At 68.7% G+C, this 20,224-nt stretch carries 18 protein-coding genes; 6 read left to right on the top strand and 12 right to left on the bottom strand.

Features of this window, described 5'->3' with window-relative positions; all coding sequences use genetic code 11:
* Positions 1 to 160: 160 nt before the first annotated feature.
* A complete protein-coding gene (locus tag ACFVVM_RS33635) occupies positions 161 to 1,522 on the top strand; it encodes a glycosyltransferase 87 family protein (protein WP_387626594.1) in 1,362 nt (453 codons plus the stop codon).
* Here ACFVVM_RS33635 and ACFVVM_RS33630 read toward each other — a convergent pair.
* The 5 genes from ACFVVM_RS33630 to ACFVVM_RS33610 all read right to left on the bottom strand — a co-directional run bounded on the left by ACFVVM_RS33630 (position 1,519) and on the right by ACFVVM_RS33610 (position 7,802).
* Entirely contained in the window at positions 1,519 to 2,331 is an 813-nt protein-coding gene (locus ACFVVM_RS33630; protein ID WP_387626592.1) for a hypothetical protein, read from the bottom strand. The genes ACFVVM_RS33635 and ACFVVM_RS33630 overlap by 4 nt on opposite strands.
* A gap of 156 nt (positions 2,332 to 2,487) precedes the next feature.
* A complete protein-coding gene (locus ACFVVM_RS33625) occupies positions 2,488 to 3,036 on the bottom strand; it encodes a DoxX family protein (protein ID WP_387626590.1) in 549 nt (182 codons plus the stop codon).
* A gap of 158 nt (positions 3,037 to 3,194) precedes the next feature.
* Positions 3,195 to 4,556 (bottom strand): NCS2 family permease, encoded by a 1,362-nt coding sequence (locus ACFVVM_RS33620; protein WP_387626588.1) that lies wholly within the window; start codon positions 4,554 to 4,556, stop codon positions 3,195 to 3,197.
* Between the two features lie 100 nt (positions 4,557 to 4,656).
* The gene (gene glgP, locus ACFVVM_RS33615) at positions 4,657 to 7,227 is read right to left on the bottom strand and encodes an alpha-glucan family phosphorylase (protein ID WP_387626586.1); all 2,571 of its coding nucleotides are present in this window, start codon (positions 7,225 to 7,227) and stop codon (positions 4,657 to 4,659) included.
* Between the two features lie 134 nt (positions 7,228 to 7,361).
* Positions 7,362 to 7,802, bottom strand: coding sequence for a VOC family protein (locus tag ACFVVM_RS33610; protein ID WP_387626584.1), 441 nt, complete (start codon positions 7,800 to 7,802; stop codon positions 7,362 to 7,364).
* Between the two features lie 80 nt (positions 7,803 to 7,882).
* Here ACFVVM_RS33610 and ACFVVM_RS33605 point away from each other — a divergent pair, with 80 nt between their 5' ends.
* The 3 genes from ACFVVM_RS33605 to glgB all read left to right on the top strand — a co-directional run bounded on the left by ACFVVM_RS33605 (position 7,883) and on the right by glgB (position 12,731).
* Complete coding sequence (locus ACFVVM_RS33605; protein WP_387626582.1) at positions 7,883 to 8,473, top strand: TetR/AcrR family transcriptional regulator; 591 nt, start codon at positions 7,883 to 7,885, stop codon at positions 8,471 to 8,473.
* Between the two features lie 110 nt (positions 8,474 to 8,583).
* Entirely contained in the window at positions 8,584 to 10,584 is a 2,001-nt protein-coding gene (locus ACFVVM_RS33600; RefSeq protein ID WP_387626580.1) for a maltotransferase domain-containing protein, read from the top strand.
* Positions 10,584 to 12,731, top strand: a complete 2,148-nt coding sequence (gene glgB / locus ACFVVM_RS33595; RefSeq protein ID WP_387626578.1) for a 1,4-alpha-glucan branching protein GlgB — start codon at positions 10,584 to 10,586, stop codon at positions 12,729 to 12,731. Before ACFVVM_RS33600 ends, glgB begins: the two co-directional genes overlap by 1 nt.
* Here glgB and ACFVVM_RS33590 read toward each other — a convergent pair.
* The 4 genes from ACFVVM_RS33590 to ACFVVM_RS33575 form a co-directional block, all read right to left on the bottom strand.
* Positions 12,724 to 13,818, bottom strand: a complete 1,095-nt coding sequence (locus tag ACFVVM_RS33590) for a class I SAM-dependent methyltransferase (protein WP_387626576.1) — start codon at positions 13,816 to 13,818, stop codon at positions 12,724 to 12,726. The two genes, glgB and ACFVVM_RS33590, sit on opposite strands and share 8 nt — an antisense overlap.
* A gap of 105 nt (positions 13,819 to 13,923) precedes the next feature.
* The gene (locus ACFVVM_RS33585; RefSeq protein WP_387626692.1) at positions 13,924 to 14,784 is read right to left on the bottom strand and encodes a tetratricopeptide repeat protein; all 861 of its coding nucleotides are present in this window, start codon (positions 14,782 to 14,784) and stop codon (positions 13,924 to 13,926) included.
* A gap of 61 nt (positions 14,785 to 14,845) precedes the next feature.
* Positions 14,846 to 15,214 (bottom strand): DUF3817 domain-containing protein, encoded by a 369-nt coding sequence (locus tag ACFVVM_RS33580; protein ID WP_387626574.1) that lies wholly within the window; start codon positions 15,212 to 15,214, stop codon positions 14,846 to 14,848.
* A gap of 101 nt (positions 15,215 to 15,315) precedes the next feature.
* Positions 15,316 to 16,500, bottom strand: a complete 1,185-nt coding sequence (locus ACFVVM_RS33575) for an acetyl-CoA C-acetyltransferase (RefSeq protein ID WP_387626572.1) — start codon at positions 16,498 to 16,500, stop codon at positions 15,316 to 15,318.
* Positions 16,501 to 16,631: 131 nt separating this feature from the next.
* Here ACFVVM_RS33575 and mce point away from each other — a divergent pair, with 131 nt between their 5' ends.
* Together mce and ACFVVM_RS33565 are read left to right on the top strand one after the other, a co-directional pair.
* Positions 16,632 to 17,093, top strand: coding sequence for a methylmalonyl-CoA epimerase (gene mce / locus ACFVVM_RS33570; protein WP_387626570.1), 462 nt, complete (start codon positions 16,632 to 16,634; stop codon positions 17,091 to 17,093).
* Between the two features lie 86 nt (positions 17,094 to 17,179).
* A complete protein-coding gene (locus ACFVVM_RS33565) occupies positions 17,180 to 18,190 on the top strand; it encodes a hypothetical protein (protein ID WP_387626568.1) in 1,011 nt (336 codons plus the stop codon).
* Positions 18,191 to 18,276: 86 nt separating this feature from the next.
* Here ACFVVM_RS33565 and ACFVVM_RS33560 read toward each other — a convergent pair whose 3' ends face one another.
* The 3 genes from ACFVVM_RS33560 to ACFVVM_RS33550 are packed head-to-tail and all read right to left on the bottom strand — an operon-like array spanning position 18,277 to position 19,975.
* Positions 18,277 to 18,570: an ATP/GTP-binding protein gene (locus tag ACFVVM_RS33560; RefSeq protein ID WP_387626566.1), complete on the bottom strand. Its 294-nt coding sequence runs from the start codon at positions 18,568 to 18,570 to the stop codon at positions 18,277 to 18,279.
* Positions 18,571 to 18,581: 11 nt separating this feature from the next.
* Positions 18,582 to 19,325: an endonuclease NucS gene (gene nucS, locus ACFVVM_RS33555; protein ID WP_387626690.1), complete on the bottom strand. Its 744-nt coding sequence runs from the start codon at positions 19,323 to 19,325 to the stop codon at positions 18,582 to 18,584.
* Positions 19,326 to 19,384: 59 nt separating this feature from the next.
* Entirely contained in the window at positions 19,385 to 19,975 is a 591-nt protein-coding gene (locus ACFVVM_RS33550; RefSeq protein WP_387626564.1) for a hypothetical protein, read from the bottom strand.
* Between the last annotated feature and the right edge of the window lie 249 nt (positions 19,976 to 20,224).

Below are 20,224 nucleotides of genomic sequence, written 5' to 3'. Positions count from 1 at the left end.
CGCCCGCGCCGCGTACCGGTCCGGCCAGATCGGTACGCGGCCAGGCGGACCCGCCTTCATAGGGTTCGTCTACCAAAGGTGAGCCGCCGCCGGGCGCCGTGGCGGCGGCGTTGTAGGTTCTTAGACGTGCATACGATGCGAGCCGGTCGGTAGAACGACCGTGGCGGAGAAATCGCGACGCGCGGGCCTGCCGCGCACGACCTTGACGCTCCTGCTGCTCGTCGGTACCGCCGTCTTCGGCGTGACCCTGCTCTTCACCACCATGGATCCCTGGATGATCAACGGCGGCATCTTCGCCGGTGGCCTCGACGTGCACATCTACCGCGACGGCGGCTGGCGGGTGCTCCACGATCGCGCGCTGTATCTGGAACCGACCCACTACGGCCTGCTCTACACCTACACACCGTTCTCGGCGCTGGCCTTCCTGCCGCTGGTGCTGATTCCGTGGGCACACGTCACCACCACGTGGATGGTGATCAATCTCGTCGTGCTGTTCGGCTGCGTCGTCCAGAGCTGGCGGATGCTCGGCTACCGGGTCACCCCGGCCCTCGCCGCGGCCAGCGCCCTGCTCACGCTGGCCTGCACCTTCGCCGAGCCGGTGCGCACCACCCTCTACTACGGCCAGATCAACCTGGTGCTGATGCTGCTGGTGCTGTGGGACTTCTCGCGCGCCGAGAACAGCCGCCTGCGCGGCCTCGGCGTCGGCATCGCCGCGGGCATCAAGCTCACCCCGCTCTACTTCATCGCCCAGTACCTGGCCCAGCGGCGGTGGCGGGCGGCCTGCACCGCCGCGCTCACCTTCGTCGCCACGATCGGCCTGACCGGCCTGGTCCTGCCGCGCGACTCCTACCAGTACTGGACCTCGACGTTCTTCCAGTCCGGCCGCATCGCCCCCGACGTCCACCCGGCCAACCAGTCACTGCGCGGCGCCGTCGCCCATCTCACCCACGGCCCGGCACCCCTGTGGCTGTGGCTGCTGATCGCGATCCCGCTCACGCTGGCCGCGCTGTGGCTGGCCGCGGTCCTGGTGCGCCGCGACGAACCCCTGCTCTCGGTCACCCTCGGTGGCCTCACCGCGTGCGCGGTGTCCCCGTATTCCTGGGGCCACCACTGGGTCTGGTTCGTTCCGCTGCTGGTCTACCTGATCCACCGGGCCCAGACCCGGCAGCGCTGGTGGTTCGCCGCCGCGGCCCTCTACCTGGCCATCGGCGGCTGGACCTACACCTACACCCCCACCTGGATCAGCATCGGCACCTTCCTGCTGCCGCCGTGGTGGCCGCTGTCGGACGTGCTGATCAACATCTACGTGGTCGTCTACCTGATCACCCTGGCAGGCATCGCGATCCTGATCCGTACCGGGTCACCGCGAAAGCAACCCGCCCCGATCGCACCGATCATCATCAATCCCCCTGCCGCCGAGCCGGATTCGCGCATCACCGAACCCATCGTGGTGCCGCAGCGCCGGGGCGGGGTCGCCGACGGGGCACATCCCGACGACGACCGCCCGGCGATGGTGGACTAGCCGCAGGACCAGTCGAACACGCCCGACTCCAGGTCGAGCTGGGCATTGCCGCCGCCGAAGTTCATCCCGGAGACCTCTTCGATCTCCAGGTAGTACGGCGTGAGCCCCTCCGGCAACGCCTGCACCGGGAACGCCGTGCCACCGAGGTGTGAGCGCCCGAACAGCGGTTCGGCCCAGGAGTTCCAGCCGGAGTCGTCGGTGAGCGGATCCTGGTAGCGGGTGTCCGGATCGTATTCGACCGGCGCGATCCCGACATTCGGATCGGCGACCCGTTCGGCGAGCCAGACACCCACCGTGGGATGCACGTCGTCCCAGGCATTACAGCCCTCGTCACTCGCGGCGGGCGTGCCCGGCAGGCGGACATCGTCCGGCGGTGCCACCGGCCCACCGGCGAATTCCCGCTCGGTCAGCCAGATCAGCGCGAAGGCGCCGCCGATCTCGTCGTGCAGGATCCGCAATTGCGCGTGCAGCTTGGTGCCGACCAGATCGCGGGCGACGGGATCGTCCGAGGCGGCATCGGCGACGACCGGCTCGTTGGCATCGGCGAACTGCCCCTCACCCTGGAAGAACGCGATCGCGGGAAAGCCGGGCCCACGCCGCTGGAAATCCGCCGGCAACCGCAGGGTCAGCGCGTGCATCATCGGCAGCCCGGTGACCGGCCCGCGCGGCCAGGTCGCCGGGTCGATGGCCGGACCCTCGCTCCCGATCCACCCGGAGCGCACCGGCGCGGCGAGCGCCAGCGGTTCCCCGCCGGGCGTCTCGGCCAGCTTGTCCGCCGAATCCCCGAACCCCAGGTCATAAGCCTTCATCCCAGCTCTCCTCTTCGACGCGCGGACGATGCGTGGCGCCGCGTCGACCGGCACCGCCGATGAGGGTAATCGGTGCCGCCGACAGCCAAGGAAAAAGGCGGCGCGGTAGCCGGACTCCGGGCACCGCGCCGCCTTCGCGACGGTTGTCGACTCAGCTCACAGCACCGCTTTGAAGATCAGGGTGATGATGCCGGTGACGATGCCGAGCGCGACCGCGGCGCCGCCCCACACCAGACCCTGACGCGCCCACGGGCGCCCATGGTCCAGTGCGAGCCGTCCAGGCCCGGTGAACGCGAGGGTGATCGCGGGGATCGCGTACAGCAGGGCCAGTTCGTAGCCGCCGCTGCCGAGCAGGCCGTCGTCGAGCTTGATGTAGATCGCGTTGACCATGGTGCCGAGGATCGCGGCCGCCGCCAGCGGGGTGAACAGGCCGAGCAGCAGCGCGAGTCCGCCCACGAACTCGGTGAGACCGGCCAGCGTGCCGAACAGTTCGCCGGGGTTGTAGCCCATGTTGGCGAAGCCGGTGATGGTCGCGTCCAAGCCTTTTCCGCCGAACCACCCGAACAGTTTCTGGGCGCCGTGCACGGCGAAGAGGCCGCCGAAGACGACGCGCAGGACGAGCAGTCCGATGTCGCTGCCGAGTACCTGATCGGCGACGGTGGGAGCGGGCGGGGAAGCGGTGGTGCGGGTAGCGGTATCGGTCATCGTGTCCTCATCTGCGATTCGAAACTTGCCCATGACGAGCGAAGAGGCCGCTCCTCGCGGAGCGGCCTCTTCGCCGGTAGTTCAGACCACCGAGCCATTGCGTCTTGTGAACCTTGGCTAGGCTTGCCTAAGTATAGACACAGGATTCGCGGCCACGGTTACTCCACGAGGAAGAAGAAGTAGGCGAGGAACAGCACCATCAGCGCCCACATCACCGGGTGCACTTCCTTGGCACGGCCCCTGGCCACCATCACGATCGGGTAGAAGATCATGCCCATGGCCAGGCCGTTCGCGATGGAATAGGTCAGCGGCATCATGATCACGGTGATGAACGCGGGCACCGAATATTCCAGCCGCTGCCAGTCGATGTCACCGAGTGCTCGCGCCATCAGCACACCGACCACGATCAGCGCGGCCGAGGTCACCTCGGCCGATCCGGCGATCACCGAGAAGACCGGATAGCAGAACATCGCGAGCAGGAACCAGCCCGCCGTCGCTATCGCCGTGACGCCGGTCCGGCCACCCGCCGACACACCGGCGGTCGACTCCACGTACACGGTGGTGGTCGAGGTGCCGATGATGGCGCCCGCGGTGGTGCCGACCGCATCGGCGGCCATCGCGCTGCGCGCCCGCGGCAGCGTGCCGTCTTTCTTCAGCAGACCCGCCTGGTTCGCGACGCCGATCAGCGTGCCCGAGGCATCGAAGAAGTCGACGAACAGCATGGTGAGCACCACGATGATCATCTGTCCGGTGAAGGCGTCGGGCAGATGGATGATCGCCTGACCGAAGGTCTGATCGAGACCCTTCGGCAGTTCGGCGATCCCGGTCGGCACGCCGACCAGCCCGGTCACCATGCCCAGAATCGTGGTCGAGACGATGCCGTAGAGCACCGCGCCGTGCCAGCCGAGCACCAGGAAGACCACGGTGACGACCAGGCCGAACAGCGCGAGCAGCGTGGTGCCCTTGGTGAAGTCACCGAGGGTGACCAGGGTGGCATCGCTGTTGACGACGATGCCCGCGTTCTTCAAACCGAGGAACGCCACGAACAAGCCGATGCCCGCGCCGACCGCGAATTTCAGCTGCAGCGGAATCGCGTTGAGGATCTTCTCCCGGATCTTGGTGATCGACAGGACGAAGAACAGCACGCCCGAGATGAGGGTGCCCGACAGCGCCACCTGCCAGGGAATCCCCATGCTCAGCACCACGGTGTAGGCGAAGAACGCGTTCAGGCCCATCCCGGGCGCGAGCGCCATCGGGTAGCGCGCCCAGATGCCCATGACCAGCGTGCCGAAGACCGCGGCCACCGCCGTCGCGGTGAACACCGCCTGCATCGGGATGCCCTTGTCGCCCAGCGCGCCCTCGTCGCCGAGGATCGACGGGTTCACCGCAAGCACATACGACATGGCCAGGAACGTGACCGTGCCCGCCATCGCCTCGCGCCGGAAGGTGGACCCGCTCGACGTGACACCGAAGTATCCGTCGATGCGCCCTCGGGCGCGGGTGAGGACATCGCTGGCCATGACTCTCCAGTCCGGGGTTTCAGAGAAGAAGGATGCCCAGGAACGGTAGCGGAAAGTTCACTGAATCGAACAACCCGACCACCGTGTCAGGCCGTCCTGGTCACGCGCCTGCGACGGACACCACACCCAGCTCCGCGTCGCCCGAGAGCAGCGCGTTGTGCGGCAGCACACGAACCGTGTACCCGACCGCACCCGAGAGCGGGACCGGCGCCTGTACGGAGTACAGCTCGGCGCCGTCGTCCGCGCCGGTGTGCGTCATCTCGATGGTGGTGGTGTCGGACAGGTCGTCGGTCGGCGAGACCCGGCCGAGCACCGCCTGCACGACCACGTCCGCGGGGGTGAGGCCGCCCAGTTCGATGCGCGCGTGCAGGGCCAGCTCGGCGCCGATCACCGGGGTGTCGGGCAGCCCCGAACTGTCGACCTGCGCCACCCGCACCGACGGCCAGGCCGCGTCGACCCGGCGCCGGTACTCGGCGACCTGGCGCGCACCGGCGAAGTCGTCGCCCGCCACCCGCCCGAAGGCGGCGGCGGCCGGTCCGTAGTACTGCTCGGCGTAGTCGCGGACCATGCGCGAGGCCAGCACCTTGGGGCTGGTGGTCTGCAGGGTGTGGCGCACCATCTCGGTCCAGCGAACCGGCACCCCGTCGGCGTCGCGGTCGTAGAAGCGGGGCGCGACGGTGCGTTCGACCAGTTCGTACAGCGCCGAGGCCTCGAGATCGTCGCGGCGGTGCTCGTCGCGCACGCCGTCGGCGGTGGGGATGGCCCAGCCGTTCTCGCCGTCGTACATCTCGTCCCACCAGCCGTCGCGGATGGACAGGTTGAGCCCGCCGTTGAGCGCGGACTTCATCCCCGAGGTGCCGCAGGCCTCGAGCGGGCGCAGCGGATTGTTCAGCCACACATCGCAACCCCAGTACAGGTAGCGGGCCATCGACATGTCGTAATCGGGCAGGAAGACGATGCGATGGCGCACCTCGGGGTCGTCGGCGAAGCGCACGACCTGCTGGATGAGCGCCTTGCCGCCGTCGTCGGCGGGGTGGCTCTTGCCCGCGACCACCAGCTGCACCGGCCGCTTCGGGTCGAGCAGCAGCGCGCGCAGGCGTTCGGGGTCGCGCAGCATCAGGGTGAGGCGCTTGTAGGTCGGCACCCGGCGAGCGAAGCCGACGGTGAGCACGTCCGGGTCGAAGACGTCGTCGATCCAGCCCAGTTCGGCCTCGGCGGCGCCGCGTTGCCGCCACGAGTCGCGCAGCCTGCGCCGCACCTCGTCGATGAGCACGCCGCGCAAGGTGTTTCGCGTCGACCACAGCTGCCCGAGGTCGACATCGCTGAGCTTCTCCCAGCCGCGCGCCTCCTCGACCAGCTCGGGCCCGACGAGTTCGCGGGCCTTGTCGATCCATTCGCGCGCGGCCCAGGTCGGCGCGTGCACCCCGTTGGTGACCGAGCCGATCGGCACCTCGGCCGCGTCGAAGCCCGGCCACAGCGCGGCGAACATCTCCCGGCTGACCTCACCGTGCAGCTTCGACACGCCATTGGCGCGCTGCGCCATGCGCAGACCCATGTGCGCCATGTTGAACACCGAGGGGTCGGACTCCCGGCCGAACGCGAGAATCCGGTCGACCGAGAGCCCCGGCAGCAACGCCGATTCGGATTCACCGTGCGCGCCGCCGAAGTACCTGCGCACCAACGGCATCGGGAACCGGTCGATCCCGGCGGGCACCGGGGTGTGCGTGGTGAACACGGTCCCCGCCCGCACCGCCGCGAGCGCGGTGTCGAAATCCAGTCCGCCCGCGACGAATTCGCGAATGCGCTCGACGCCGAGGAAACCGGCGTGGCCCTCGTTCATGTGGAACACATCGGGATCGGGCAGCCCGTTGGCGCGGGTGTAGGCGCGCACCGCGCGAACGCCGCCGATGCCGGCCAGGATCTCCTGCTTGATCCGGTGATCCTGGTCGCCGCCGTAGAGCCGGTCGGTGACCGCGCGCAGTTCCGGATCGTTCTCGGCGATGTCGGAATCGAGCAGCAGCAACGGAATCCGGCCGACCTGCGCGATCCACACCCTGGCCCGCAGCACGCGACCCTCCGGCATGCCCACGTGGATCAGCACCGGCGACCCGTCGCTGGTGAGCAGCCGCAGCGGCAGGCCCTGCGGGTCCAGTGCCGGGTAGTGCTCCATCTGCCAGCCGTCGGCCGACAGTGACTGCCGGAAGTACCCCGAGCGATACAGCAGGCCGACGCCGATCAGCGGCAATCCCAGATCCGAGGCCGCCTTGAGGTGGTCACCGGCCAGGATGCCGAGACCACCGGAGTAGTTGGGCAGCACCTCGGTGACACCGAACTCCATGGAGAAGTAGGCGATCCCGGCGACCTGCGTGCCGGTCTGCTCCTGGAACCAGCGCGGCCGGGCGAGGTAGTCGCGCAGTCCCGCAGCGGCCGCGTCGACGCGCGCGAGGTACCCGGGATCGGTGGCGAGCTCGTCGAGCCGCTCGGCGGGCACCTCCCCCAGCATCCGCACCGGATCCTGACCGACCGTGCGCCACAGCTCCGGGTCGAGCTCGGCGAACAGATCCTGCGTGGGGCCGTGCCACGACCACCGCAGGTTCGTCGAGAGCTCGCCCAGCGCGGCGAGCCGCTCCGGCAGATGGGCACGGACAGTGAACCGACGAAGTGCCTTCACCCGCCGAAGACTAGCTGTTCCGCCTCCCCGCGACCATTGCGGGCCTTCCGGTAGCCCGGCCGTTGGCAGTCGGGCTCGCGTTGGGTCCGGGACAGCTGGGAGGTGGCTGGGGAGTTACCCATGTCCTCGCGTGATCAGGGAGTTGCGGCGGTACCCGGGGCGAACTGCGCGAGGAACTCGGGGCTCGGTGGGATCTCGGTGATGACGTCGATCAGGACGCCCGCGGGATCGGCGACGATGAAGTGGCGCTGACCGAAGTCCTCGCTGCGGATCTCCAGTTCGGCCGCCAGCCCACCGGCCACGACGAGGCGTTCCCATTCGGCGTCGACGTCGTCGACCTCGAAGTTCAGCAGCAGGCCCTGCACCGGCTTGCCGTATCCGGCCGGGATGGTCGGGTGGGTGGGATCGAGCAGGGCGAGCTCGTAGTCGGGAGCGCCGTCGCCGCCCGGTCGTTTCAGGCTGATGTACCAGTCCGCTTCGAACGTGATCTCGAAGCCGAACCAGGACGTGTAGAAGTCGCGCGAGGCGGGGAGGTCGGAGGTGGCGAGGACGGGGTAGAAGCCGCTCAGTTTCATGACGTTCACCTTTCACATACCGTTGGTATGTGTCGTAGAGTAGTTCACATACCACCGGTAGGTCAATGGGAGGAATCCGGATGCCATCGACAGCGCGAGCGCGGCAGCGCGAGGAGACCCGGCGCACCCTGCTGCGCGAGAGCAGGCGCCTGTTCGCCGAGAAGGGCTACGCGGCCGTCGGCCTGGCGGAGATCGTCACCGCGTCCGGCGTCACGAAAGGCGCCCTCTACCACCACTTCGACAGCAAGGCCGACCTGTTCCGCGCCGTCCTCACCGCGCTGCAGCAGGAGGTCGGCGAACAGGTGGCGACCGCCGCGGACGCCGACGCCGACGCGTGGACCCAGCTGACCACCGGATGCGCCGCCTTCCTGCGCGCCACCGCCGACCCCCTGGTCCAGCGGATCATGCTGATCGACGGCCCGTCCGTCCTCGGCTGGCACGAATGGCGAGCTCTGGACGAGGCCAATTCCGCCCGGCACCTCAACGAGGCCCTCCAGGCCCTGATCGACGCGGGCACCCTCCCGCCTCAACCGGTAGCCCCCCTCACCCGCCTGCTGTCGGGCGCGATGAACGAAGCAGCCCTCTGGCTGGCCACCACCCCCGACCCGACCGCCCTGTCCCACACCATCACGGCCCTCGACCGCCTGCTCGCCGGCCTGCGTGCCCAGTGAAGACCCCCGCTTCCGGTCGCTCGAATCCACCGCGGGCCGCATCGCGGCCCGCCCTGCCTGCCCGCGCGCTCGAGCACGCCGGTGCTCCACCCATGCAGTACGTTTGTCCAGTGACCGGCCGGATAGCCATCGACGACATCGCCCCATCCATCCCCGGCGGCCGCCCGGCCAAAGCCGCCGTCGGCGAAGTCTTCCCCGTCCGCGCCGTCGTCTGGCGCGAGGGCCACGACGCGGTAGCCGCCACCCTCGCCGTCCGCGCCCCCGGCTCCTCGCGCATCACCCGCGTCCGCATGACCCCGGACTACGAGCCCGACGTCTTCAACGCCGTCTTCACCCCCAACGTCCCCGGCATCTGGACCTTCCGCATCGAAGGCTGGAGCGACCCGATCGCCACCTGGCGCTCGGCCGTCGAGGCCAAGCTCGCGGTCGGCCAGTCCGCCGCCGATCTGGCCAATGACCTGGAGATCGGCGCCACCCTCTTCGAGAAGGCCGCCCAGGCCGTCCCGAAGAAGCAGTTCGAACGCCTCCGCGCGGCCGCGACGGCCCTGCGCGGTGACGAGCAGCTCCCGGCCCGCGTCGCCCCTGCCTTCAGCGCGGAGGTCGCCGAGATCCTGCGCGCGACCCCCCTGCGCGAGATGGTCACCCGCGGCACCCAGCATTCGGTGCTGGTCGAACGCCGCCGCGCCCTGATCGGTTCCTGGTACGAGTTCTTCCCCCGCTCGACCGGCGGCCGCGACGCCGCCGGCGACCCCGTGCACGGTACCTTCGCCACCGCGGCGAAAGAACTCCCCCGCATCGCGGGCATGGGCTTCGACGTGGTCTACCTGCCGCCGATCCACCCGGTCGGCGAGATCAACCGCAAGGGCCGCAACAACACCCTCACCACCGAGCCGGGCGATGTGGGCTCGCCGTGGGCGATCGGTTCGGCCGAGGGCGGCCACGATGCCGTCCACCCGCTCCTCGGCACCGAGCGGGACTTCGCCGAGTTCGTCACCACGGCAACGGAACTCGGCCTCGAAGTAGCTCTCGACCTGGCCCTGCAGTGCGCCCCCGACCACCCGTGGGTCGCCGCGCACCCGGAATGGTTCACCACCCTCCCCGACGGCACCATCGCCTTCGCCGAGAACCCGCCGAAGAAATACCAGGACATCTACCCGGTCAACTTCGACAACGACCCGGACGGCCTCTACGCCGAGGTCCTGCGGGTGGTCCGGCACTGGATCTCGTTGGGCGTCACCATCTTCCGCGTCGACAACCCGCACACCAAGCCCGCCGACTTCTGGGAGTGGCTGATCACCCAGCTGCGCCGCACCGATCCCGACGTGATCTTCCTGTCCGAGGCGTTCACCCGCCCGGCCCGCCTCTACGGTCTGGCCCGGCGCGGATTCAGCCAGTCCTACACGTATTTCACCTGGCGCGTGCACAAGTGGGAGCTCACCGAGTTCGGCAACGAACTGGCCGCCAAGGCCGACGAGGCCAGGCCCAACCTGTTCGTGAACACCCCCGACATCCTGCACGAGAGCCTGCAGCACGGCGGCCCCGGCATGTTCGCCATCCGCGCCGCCCTCGCGGCCACCCTCGCGCCCACCTGGGGCGTGTACTCCGGTTTCGAGCTGTTCGAGCACGAGGCGGTGCGACCGGGCAGCGAGGAATACCTCGACTCGGAGAAGTACGAACTGCGCCCCCGTGATTTCGCCGGCGCGCTGGCTCGCGGCGAATCGCTGGAGCCGTGGCTGACCAGGCTCAACGAGATCCGGCGCAATCATCCCGCGCTACAACAGTTGCGCTGCATCCACTTCCACCACGTCGACAACGACGCGCTGATCGCCTACTCCAAGTTCGACCCGGTCAGCGGTGACGCCGTCCTGGTGATCATCAACCTGAACCCGTATGCCGCCGAGCAGGGCCACATCTCACTCGACCTGCCCTCGATCGGCCGCGAGTGGCACGATCACCCGGTGGTGTTCGACGAGGTCAGCGGCGAGGAATACCACTGGGCGCAGCGCAATTTCGTCCGCCTCGACCCGGCTCGCGCCGTCGCACACATCCTCGCGCTGCCCGCGATCCCCGCCGCCGCCCGCGCCTCACTGGCCCATCGCAGGACCCTGTGATGAAACGGCGCGACCTGCTGCTCCTGGCGGCGGGCACCCACCCCGACCCGCACACCGTCCTCGGCGCGCACCCGCATGCCGACGGCACCGCGGTGCGCGTGCTGCGCCCGCACGCCGACGCGGTCTCGGTGCTGGTCGGTGACGCCGAGCATCCGCTGAAGTCGCTGGGCCACGGCGTCTTCGCCGCGACCCTGCCGTACCCGCGCATCGACGACTACCGCGTGCGCACCGCCTACCCCGGCGCCCCCACCGTGATCTCCGCCGACGGTTACCGCTTCCTGCCCACCGTCGGCGAGTTCGACCTGCACCTCATCGGCGAGGGCCGCCACACCCGGCTGTGGGAGGTGCTCGGCGCGCATCCACGCCACTACACCACCCTCGACGGCGAGGTCGACGGCACCTCGTTCGCGGTGTGGGCCCCGAATGCCCGCGGGGTCACCGTCTTCGGCGATTTCGACCACTGGGGCGGTACTTCCACGCCGATGCGCGCCCTCGGGACCTCCGGGGTGTGGGAGGTGTTCGTCCCGGGCGTCGGTCCCGGCACGCGCTACAAGTACCGGATCCACGGCGCGGACGGTCGCGTCGTGGATCACGCCGACCCGCTGGCCTTCACCGCCGAGGTCCCGCCCGCCACCGCGTCGGTGGTGGCCCGCGCCGATCACGTGTGGACCGACGGCGACTGGCTCGACCGCCGCGCCCGCACCGACGCCACCCGCTCCCCCATGAGCATCTACGAGGTGCATCTCGCGTCGTGGCGCCCCGGCCTCGGCTATCGCGAAATGGCCGAACAGCTGGCCGATTACGTGCGCACCACCGGCTTCACGCACGTGGAGCTGCTGCCGGTCGCCGAGCATCCGTTCGGCGGTTCCTGGGGCTACCAGGTCACCTCCTATTACGCGCCCACCTCCCGATTCGGCAGCCCCGACGATTTCCGCTTCCTCGTCGACCACCTGCACAACGCCGGAATCGGCGTTTTGCTGGACTGGGTCCCCGCGCACTTCCCGCGCGACGAGTGGGCCCTGGCCCGCTTCGACGGCACCCCGCTCTACGAGCACCCCGATCCGCGCCGCGGCGAGCAACTCGACTGGGGCACCTACGTTTTCGACTTCGGCCGCAACGAGGTGCGCAACTTCCTGGTCGCCAACGCGGCGTTCTGGATCGAGGAGTTCCACATCGACGGCCTGCGCGTCGACGCGGTGGCCTCCATGCTGTACCTGGACTATTCGCGCCCCGACGGCGGCTGGGAACCCAACATCTACGGCGGCAGAGAGAATCTGGAAGCCGTCGACTTCCTGCAGGAACTCAACGACACCGTGCACCGCGCGCACCCCGGTGTCGTCACCATCGCCGAGGAGTCGACCACCTGGCCCGGCGTCACCCGCGGTACCGATGTCGGCGGGCTCGGTTTCACCATGAAGTGGAACATGGGCTGGATGCACGACACCCTCGGCTACCTGGGCCGCGACCCGATCCACCGCTCCTGGCACCACAACGAGATGACCTTCTCGCTGGTCTACGCGTGGAGCGAGAACTACGTCCTGCCGATCAGTCACGACGAGGTGGTGCACGGCAAGGGCACCCTGTGGACCCGCATGCCCGGCGACGACTTCGCCAAGGCGAGCGGCGTGCGCGCCCTCCTGGCCTACATGTGGTCCCACCCCGGCAAACAACTGCTGTTCATGGGCCAGGAGTTCGGCCAGTTCCGCGAGTGGGACAACGACCGCGGCCTCGATTGGCACGAACTGGAAAACCCACTGCACCAGGGCATCTCGACCATGGTCACCGACCTCAACCACACCTACACCGCGCACCCGGCCCTGTGGAGCCAGGACACCACCCCCGGCGGGCATTCCTGGCTCGAGGCCGACGACAGCACCGCCAACGTCTTCGCCTTCCTCCGCTGGTCCACCGATGGCGCCGCCGTGGCCTGCGTCTTCAACTTCTCCGGCTCGACCCGCGAGAACTACCGCATCGGCCTGCCCCACCCCGGCCCCTGGCGCGAGATCCTCAACACCGACGCCACCGCCTACGGCGGCTCCGGCATCGGCAACCTCGGCACCGTCACCGCCGAGCAAACCCCCTGGCACGGCCAACCGGCCTCGGCAACAGTCACTCTCGCGCGCCACAGCGCCCTGTGGCTCACCTAGCGCCGGCCTTACGCGCGACGTAGTAGGTGTTGAGTGGATCGCCGTCGACGTGGCTGGTCGTCACCTCGGTGAAACCCGCGTCGGCCAGCATCGACAGCGCGCGCTGTTCGCCCCAGACCGTGCCGAGCCCATCGCCGCCCTGACCGAGCGAGACCGACATGCAGTGCATCGTCGAGATGGTGTAGAGGAAGGGGCCGAGCGGCAGGTCGATGTTCTCCTCGAGCGTGCTGGAGGCGTGGATGTCGACCATCAGGAACACACCATCGGCGCGCAGCGCTTCGGCGATGTTCGCCAGCACCCGAGCCGGATGCGCCTGATCGTGGATAGCGTCGAAAACCGTGATCAGGTCACAGGATTCGGGAGCGTGCAATTCGGCGACATCGCACACCGCGAACGTCACGTTGGTCAGCCCCATGGCCTCCGCCTCGGCGATACCCACCTCGACCGCGTCGGCGGAGAAGTCGTACCCGGTGAACCGGCTCGCCGGGAAGGCCGCGGCCATCAGATTCACGGCATGTCCACTGCCACAGGCGATATCGGCCACGTCGATGCCCGCACGCAGCCGTTCCGGCAGCCCCGGCGCCATCGGCAGGATCACGTCGAGCAGGGCGGCGTCGAAGACCTCCGCGCTCTCCTCGGCCATCAGCGCGTGGAACCGCCCGTAGTCCTCGTAGGACAGACCGCCACCGGTGCGGAATCGTTCGACGATCTTCGGCTCCACCTCGCCGAGCTGGGCGATGAACTGCATGACCCGCGCCAGATTGTCCGGCCCGGCCGCCCTGGTCAGGCTGGCCGCGTGCGCGGGCGGCAGGGTGTAGGTGGTGGTGACCGGGTCGTAGTCGACGATGCCCGCGGTGGTGACGGCGCCGAGCCATTCGCGCACATAGCGCTCGTCGAGATCGGCGGCGGCGGCGAGCCGCGCACTGGTCGCGCCGGGGACCGCCGCCATCGCGTCGAACAGGCCGACCTGATGGCCCATGCTGATCATCAACGCGGCGCTCGCGTGATCGAGCATCTCGATCATGGTGCCCGCGAAGGCTTCCACGGCGGCCGGATCGACCGCTGCCGAGTGGTCGAGTGAGGTCATGGTGTGCTCCTCGAGTCAGCTCGCGGCGGGCTGCCGCGGGTCTGTGAGGAGATACGGCGAGGCCGCCCCGGCGGTTCGGCCGGGGCGGCCTCGATACGAAGTGGGTCAGTACAGGGCGGTCGCGAGCTTGCGCCGGGCCGCGATCACGAAGGGCTCGGCCGGGTCGAACAGCTCGAACAGTTCGAGCAGGCGGGTGCGGGCCCTGGTGCGGTCGTCGCCCGCGGTGCGCTTGACGATGGCGATGATGCGGTCGAAGGCCGCCTCGGGGCGCTGTTCGAGCAGTTCCACGTCGGCGGCGTCGAGGGCGGCGTCCAGGTCGGCCGGGTCGGCGTCGGCGGTGGCGACCACGGCCGGGTCGAGCTGCTGGGCCCTGGTCAGGAAGCGCAGCTGGCGCAGGGCCGCCTTGGCTTCCTCGTTGGCCGGTTCCTCGGCCAGGATGGCCTCGTAGGCCGCCTCGGCGCCCGCGATGTCACCCTCGGACAGCGCGTCCTCGGCGGCGACGAAGCGCGGGTCCTCGACCTCGGGCTCGGGTTGGGCGCCGGCGTCGCCCTCCAGCTTGCCCGCGGTCGCGTCGAGCACCGCGTCGATCCACTGGCGCACCTGAGGCTCCGGCTGGGCGCCTTCGAAATCGGCCAGCGGCTGGCCGCCCGCCACCGCGATCACCGTCGGGATCCCCTGCACGCGCAGCGCCTGGACGATGTTCATGTTGGGTTCGGCTTCGATGGTCGCCAGGTCCCAGGAACCGCCGTCGGCGGCGTTGAGCCGCTCCAGCGTGCGGACCAGCTCGACGCTGCCCGGGCTGCGCTGCGAGTACAGCGCGACCACCACGGGCACCTGCGTCGAGCGGCGGATCACCTTGCTCTCGAAATCCGCCTCGGTGACCGTGTGGTTCCCCGGGGTGGCAGCCGCCCCGCCGGGCGCGGCGGGCGGCTGCTTCAGCGCGGACAGATCCACCGCACCGGACATGGCAGCGGCGGCGGCGGGCGAAGGACGACGGGCAGCGGGTCGAGTCACGCTCCCCAGTTTGTCACGAAGCGGCAGGCGTGGCTGCCGCGGAGCCCTTGCTCGCGTCAGCGCTCAGTTCACCGAGCTGACCGGTGCGCACCGCCCACACCTCGAACAGCACGGTGGCCAGCGGCGGAATGCTCGACAGCAGCGCCAGGACGGTGGTCTTCCAGCCCCAGCTCAGCTCGCGCGCGGTCAGCAGCGCGGTGATCACGAACAGCACGAAGATCGCACCGTGCACCGGCCCGAAGATCTTCACGCCGATCTCGTTGCCCTCGGCCGGGATGTACTTGAACGCCATACCGGTCAGCAGACCGATCCACGACAGCGCCTCGAGCACCGCGAAGAACCGAAACCGACTGGCCGTGGACCGCAAATCGAAGAAACCCATGCCGCCCATTGTGCAGCATGACCTACGACACGTCGTAGTTGGACCGGTCACACCGAAGGGCCCCGGTACGAATACCGGGGCCCTTCGGGTGTTCAGCAGGTTCAGGCAGGCACGCGGATGATCAGGGCGTCGCCCTGACCGCCGCCACCACAGAGTGCGGCAGCGCCCACGCCGCCACCGCGGCGCTTGAGCTCCAGCGCCAGGTGCAGCAGGATGCGCGCACCGGACATGCCCAGCGGGTGACCGATCGAGATCGCCCCACCGTTGACGTTGACCTTCTCCGGGTCGTAGCCCAGCTTCTTGGTCGAGGAGACACCCACGGCCGCGAACGCCTCGTTGATCTCGATCAGGTCCAGCTCGGCAGGCGTGATGCCCTCCTTCGCGCACGCGGCGAGAATGGCGTTGGCCGGCTGGTCCTGCAGCGTCGAGTCCGGACCGGCGACCTGACCGGCCGCACCGATCTCGGCGATCCACTCCAGGCCCAGCTCCTGCGCCTTGGCCTTGCTCATCACGACCACCGCGGCCGCGCCGTCGGAGATCTGCGAGGCGGTGCCCGCGGTCACGGTGCCGTCCTTGCGGAAGGCCGGACGCAGCTTGCCCAGCGACTCGACGGTGGTGTCGGCGCGAATGCCCTCGTCTTCGGTGACGTAGATCGGGTCGCCCTTGCGCTGCGGCACGGCGACCGGCACGACCTCGTCGTCGAACACGCCGTTCTTCCACGCGGCGGCGGCGCGCTGGTGCGAGGCCGCGGCCAGCGCGTCCTGCTCCTCGCGGGTCACCTTGTCCAGGTCGTTGCGCTCCTCGGTGAGCAGGCCCATCGCCTGGTCGGTGATCACGTCGTGCAGGCCGTCGTAGGCCATGTGGTCGACCAGGGTGGTGTCGCCGTACTTGAAGCCCTCACGGCTCTTGGGCAGCAGGTGCGGAGTCTGGCTCATCGACTCCATGCCACCGGCCACGATGATCTCGTGCTCACCGGCGCGGATGAGCTGGTCGGCCAGCGCGATCGCGTTGATGCCCGACAGGCAGACCTTGTTGATCAGCAGCGAAGGCACATCCAACGGGATGCCACCGGCGAGCGCGGCCTGGCGCGCGGGCAGCTGCCCGGCACCGGCCTGCAGCACCTGGCCGAGGATCACGTAGTCGACCTGCTCGGGCGCGACGCCGCCCTTCTCGAGCGCCGCCTTGATCGCCACACCGGCCAGATCCGAGGCCTTGAAGCCCTTCAGGCCGCCCAGCAGCCTGCCGACCGGGGTACGCGCACCGGACACGATGACAGAAGTCGTCACGAAAGCCTCGCATTCATAGAGTCGAACCTCGCCGCGACGCCAACGGCGGGACCGTCGGCGTCAAGGGTTGCACTCAACGGTAACCGGTATCGGCGCGTGCCCGGCACGCAGGTGCGGGCTAACTTCGTGGGGTGAGCAACGTGAACTTCATTCCCGCCGACTACGTCATCGCCGTCGACCACGTGGGCATCGCCGTGCCCGATCTGGACGCCGCCGTGGCCTGGTACACCGACAACCTCGGCATGGTCGAGACCCATCGCGAGGTCAACGAGGCCCAAGGCGTCGTCGAGGCGATGCTCTCGTGCCCCGCGGCGGCCGACCGCGCGACCGCCCTGCAGTTGCTGGCACCGCTGACCCCCGAGTCCACGATCGCCAAGTTCATCGACCGCAGCGGGCCGGGCCTGCAGCAGCTGGCCTACCGGGTCACCGACATCGAGGCGGTTTCGGGTTTCCTGCGCGATCGCGGGCTCCGTTTGCTGTACGAAGCACCTCGTCACGGCACCGCGGATTCCCGCATCAACTTCATCCATCCGAAGGATGCTGGGGGTGTGCTGGTCGAGCTCGTCGAGCCGAACCCGAATGTTACGCACTAGTAGGCGGATAGGCTCGGTAAATCTCGGCGAGATCACAATCACGGTCGAGTCTCCATAGCCTCGCTCGAGGCTGTATTTTGTGTGCCATGTCGTCACCTGAGTCCGATCGCAATCGCTTCGTTGCACTGCCCTTCACCGTTGTGCGCAAGGGTTATGCGCAAGACGAGGTGCGCAACTACTTCGACCGCTTCGACGCTGAGCTCCGCGTCACCGCCACCGACCGGGACGCTGCCGCCGCGCAGGCCCGCAATCTCGCCAGCCAGCTGGAAGACGCGCGTGACGAGATCGACGAGCTCCGCAAGGAGGTCGACCGGCTTTCCGTGCCGCCGACCACCGCCGAAGGCATGTCCGACCGCATCTCGCGCATGCTGCGCCTCGCCTCGGACGAAGCGTCCGAGGTCCGCGCGCTGGCGCAGGCCGAGGCCGCCGAGATGGTGTCGATCGCCGAGCAGCAGGCCACCGAGATGCGTGGCAAGTACGAGTCGCTGCTCGCGGAGACCAAGGAGAAGCGCGAGGCGCTCGAGATCGAGTTCGAGCAGACCCTCGCGAACGCGCGCACCGAGTCCGCCAAGATCATCGAAGCCGCCCAAGCCGATGTCGAACGCCTCGGCAAGGAGGCCGAAGCCAAGCGCAAGGCCACCCAGCAGGACTTCGAGGCCACCATGAACGATCGGCGCACCAAGCTGACCCGTGCCATGGAGGAGCTCGAGGCCACCAGTCGCGCCGAGGCCGCCCAGCGGATCAAGGACGCGACCGATGAGTCGAACCGCCTGATCAGCTCCGCCACCCAGACCTCCGAGCGCAAGATCGCACACGCGAAGGAACTGGCCGAGGAGATGCGCGTGCTGCGCGGCCGGGTACTGGCCCAGCTGCTCGGTATCCGTGGTCAGCTCGACTCGGTGCCCGCCATGCTCGCCGCGGTCAACCGCGAGAGCGAGCTGCTCGACGGCGCCCCCGAGCGCAAGTCGATCAGCAACAACAACGGCAACAACAAGTCGGTGTCGGGTTCGCGCCAGAACAAGGCCATCCCCGAGGTGGCCGACGCCGACGAGGACATCGTCGACGAAGACCGCGAAAACGCCGACATCAGCAACTGACGTCGGGCCTGCGACGACATCGTCTTCACTGGAAAACCGAAGGCCGCCTCGAATCATCGAGGCGGCCTTCGGTTTTCGCTGTGTGTTCAGGACCAGCGGCGGGTGATCCCCCTGGTGCGCCTGCCGTTCCAGCAGCCCTGGTGCCAGTGTCTTCGGTCGTCCTCGCCGCCCTCGGCCGCCCAGGCGACGATGTGGGCGACACCGGGCGCGATCTCGTGGTCGCAGCCGGGGCACCGGTAGGTCTTCACGGCCCGCGCACCGGGCACGGTTCGGACGATATAGGTCTCGTCGTCGCGCGGCCCCGCCTCGGTCCGCCCGTAGACGTCACCGAGCGGCGCCGGGCCGCTGCGGCGATCGTGGCGTGGTTTGCGTCGCGGCATGGTGGCGTTTCCTAGAACAGGCGGAAAACGTTGCTCTCCGTGCCACGCAGCTCGTCGTAATCGAGCGTGAGGCAGCGGATTCCCCGGTCCGCGGCCAAGATCTTGGCCTGCGGCTTGATCTGCTGCGCCGCGAACACCCCGGCCACCGGCGCCAGCAGCGGGTCGCGGTTGAGCAGTTCCAGATAGCGGGTGAGCTGTTCGACGCCGTCGATGTCCCCGCGCCGCTTGATCTCCACCGCCACGGTCGCGCCGTCGGCGTCGCGGCACAGCAGGTCGACCGGCCCGATCGCGGTCATGTACTCACGCCGGATCAGGGTGTATCCCTCGCCGAGTTTCGTCACGTGCTCGGCCAGCAGTTCCTGCAGATGCGCCTCGACCCCGTCCTTGACCAGACCGGGATCGATGCCGAGTTCGTGCAGCGAGTCGTGCTCGATGTCCTCGATGGTGATCCGCAGTTCCTCGCCGGCCTTGTTCGTGACCACCCACAGCGCCTTGATGCTGTCCGGCAGGCTCGTCTTGCCCTCCCGCAGCACCGCTACGCCGTCGGGGAGCTCAGCGGGCACCAGCGTGGCGATATCCCGCTCCTCCAGCCAGCACGGCGGACTCATCCAGTTCAGCGGCTTGTACGAGCCACCATCGGAATGCACCAGCACCGACCCGTCGGCCTTGATCATCAACAGCCGACGAGCCATCGGAAGGTGAGCGGTCAGCCGACCGACATAATCAACCTGGCAACGAGCAATCACAAGGCGCACCCGAACACTGTAAGCGACCCCCTCCGGCAACGACCAAACCCGCCCCGCCGAGCCGAACCTCAGCCCGTGAAGGGCACGAAACAGTAGGTGGACCCTTCCCGCTTGTCGATGAAGTGCATGGTTGTGACGGAGATGTAACTCATCTTGATGGCGATATCCGTCGACGTCGTCTCACACACCGACGTATCGGTGACGCCGGGCAGGACCCGGTCGAGCTGAGCGACGATGCTCCCGTCCACGCACCCACTCACATGCTGAAAACCGCCGATTCCGCCCGAATAGCATCGACCGACCTCGAGGTTCGGCGCCGCACACGCGTGCACCACCGTGTAGTCGCCGTCCACCCGCCCGTCGACGATCAGCAGCTTGTCCGGCGTCGAGCATTCGGCGGCGACGTCGCCGTCCGCCGCAAGCTCCGACACGACAACCTTCATCGTCGCCGCCGGATCCGAACAGTCGAGGACCACGGCCGACCAGTCGACGATCGTCTCCGTCGCCGCGGTGCACTGCCCGATCTCGGGCCGCACGAGCTCCTGTGTGTTCAACGAGAACGGATTGTCGTCGCTCGTCACATTCTTGACGATGACGAAGAGCGCGCCGGAGACGATGATTCCGACACCGACCAGACAGAGGACGATGATGAGCACCACCCGGCTACCGCTCCTGTTGGGTGGTGCCGGTGGATAGTACGGCTGCGGCGCGTAGTTCGACTGCGGCGGATAGTAATTCATGGTTCCCCCCTGGACCGGTGACGATGCGACAGGTAGACCATAAACACAAAAAGGCCCCCAGCATAAATGCTGGGGGCCTTTCGCAATGATGTTCCGGCGGTGTCCTACTCTCCCACACCCTGTCGAGTGCAGTACCATCGGCGCAGGTGGCCTTAGCTTCCGGGTTCG

Source organism: Nocardia sp. NPDC058176 (assembly GCF_042883805.1).
In the GTDB taxonomy this organism is placed as follows: Bacteria; Actinomycetota; Actinomycetes; order Mycobacteriales; family Mycobacteriaceae; genus Nocardia.
This window is presented reverse-complemented; position numbering and strand designations above follow the sequence as displayed.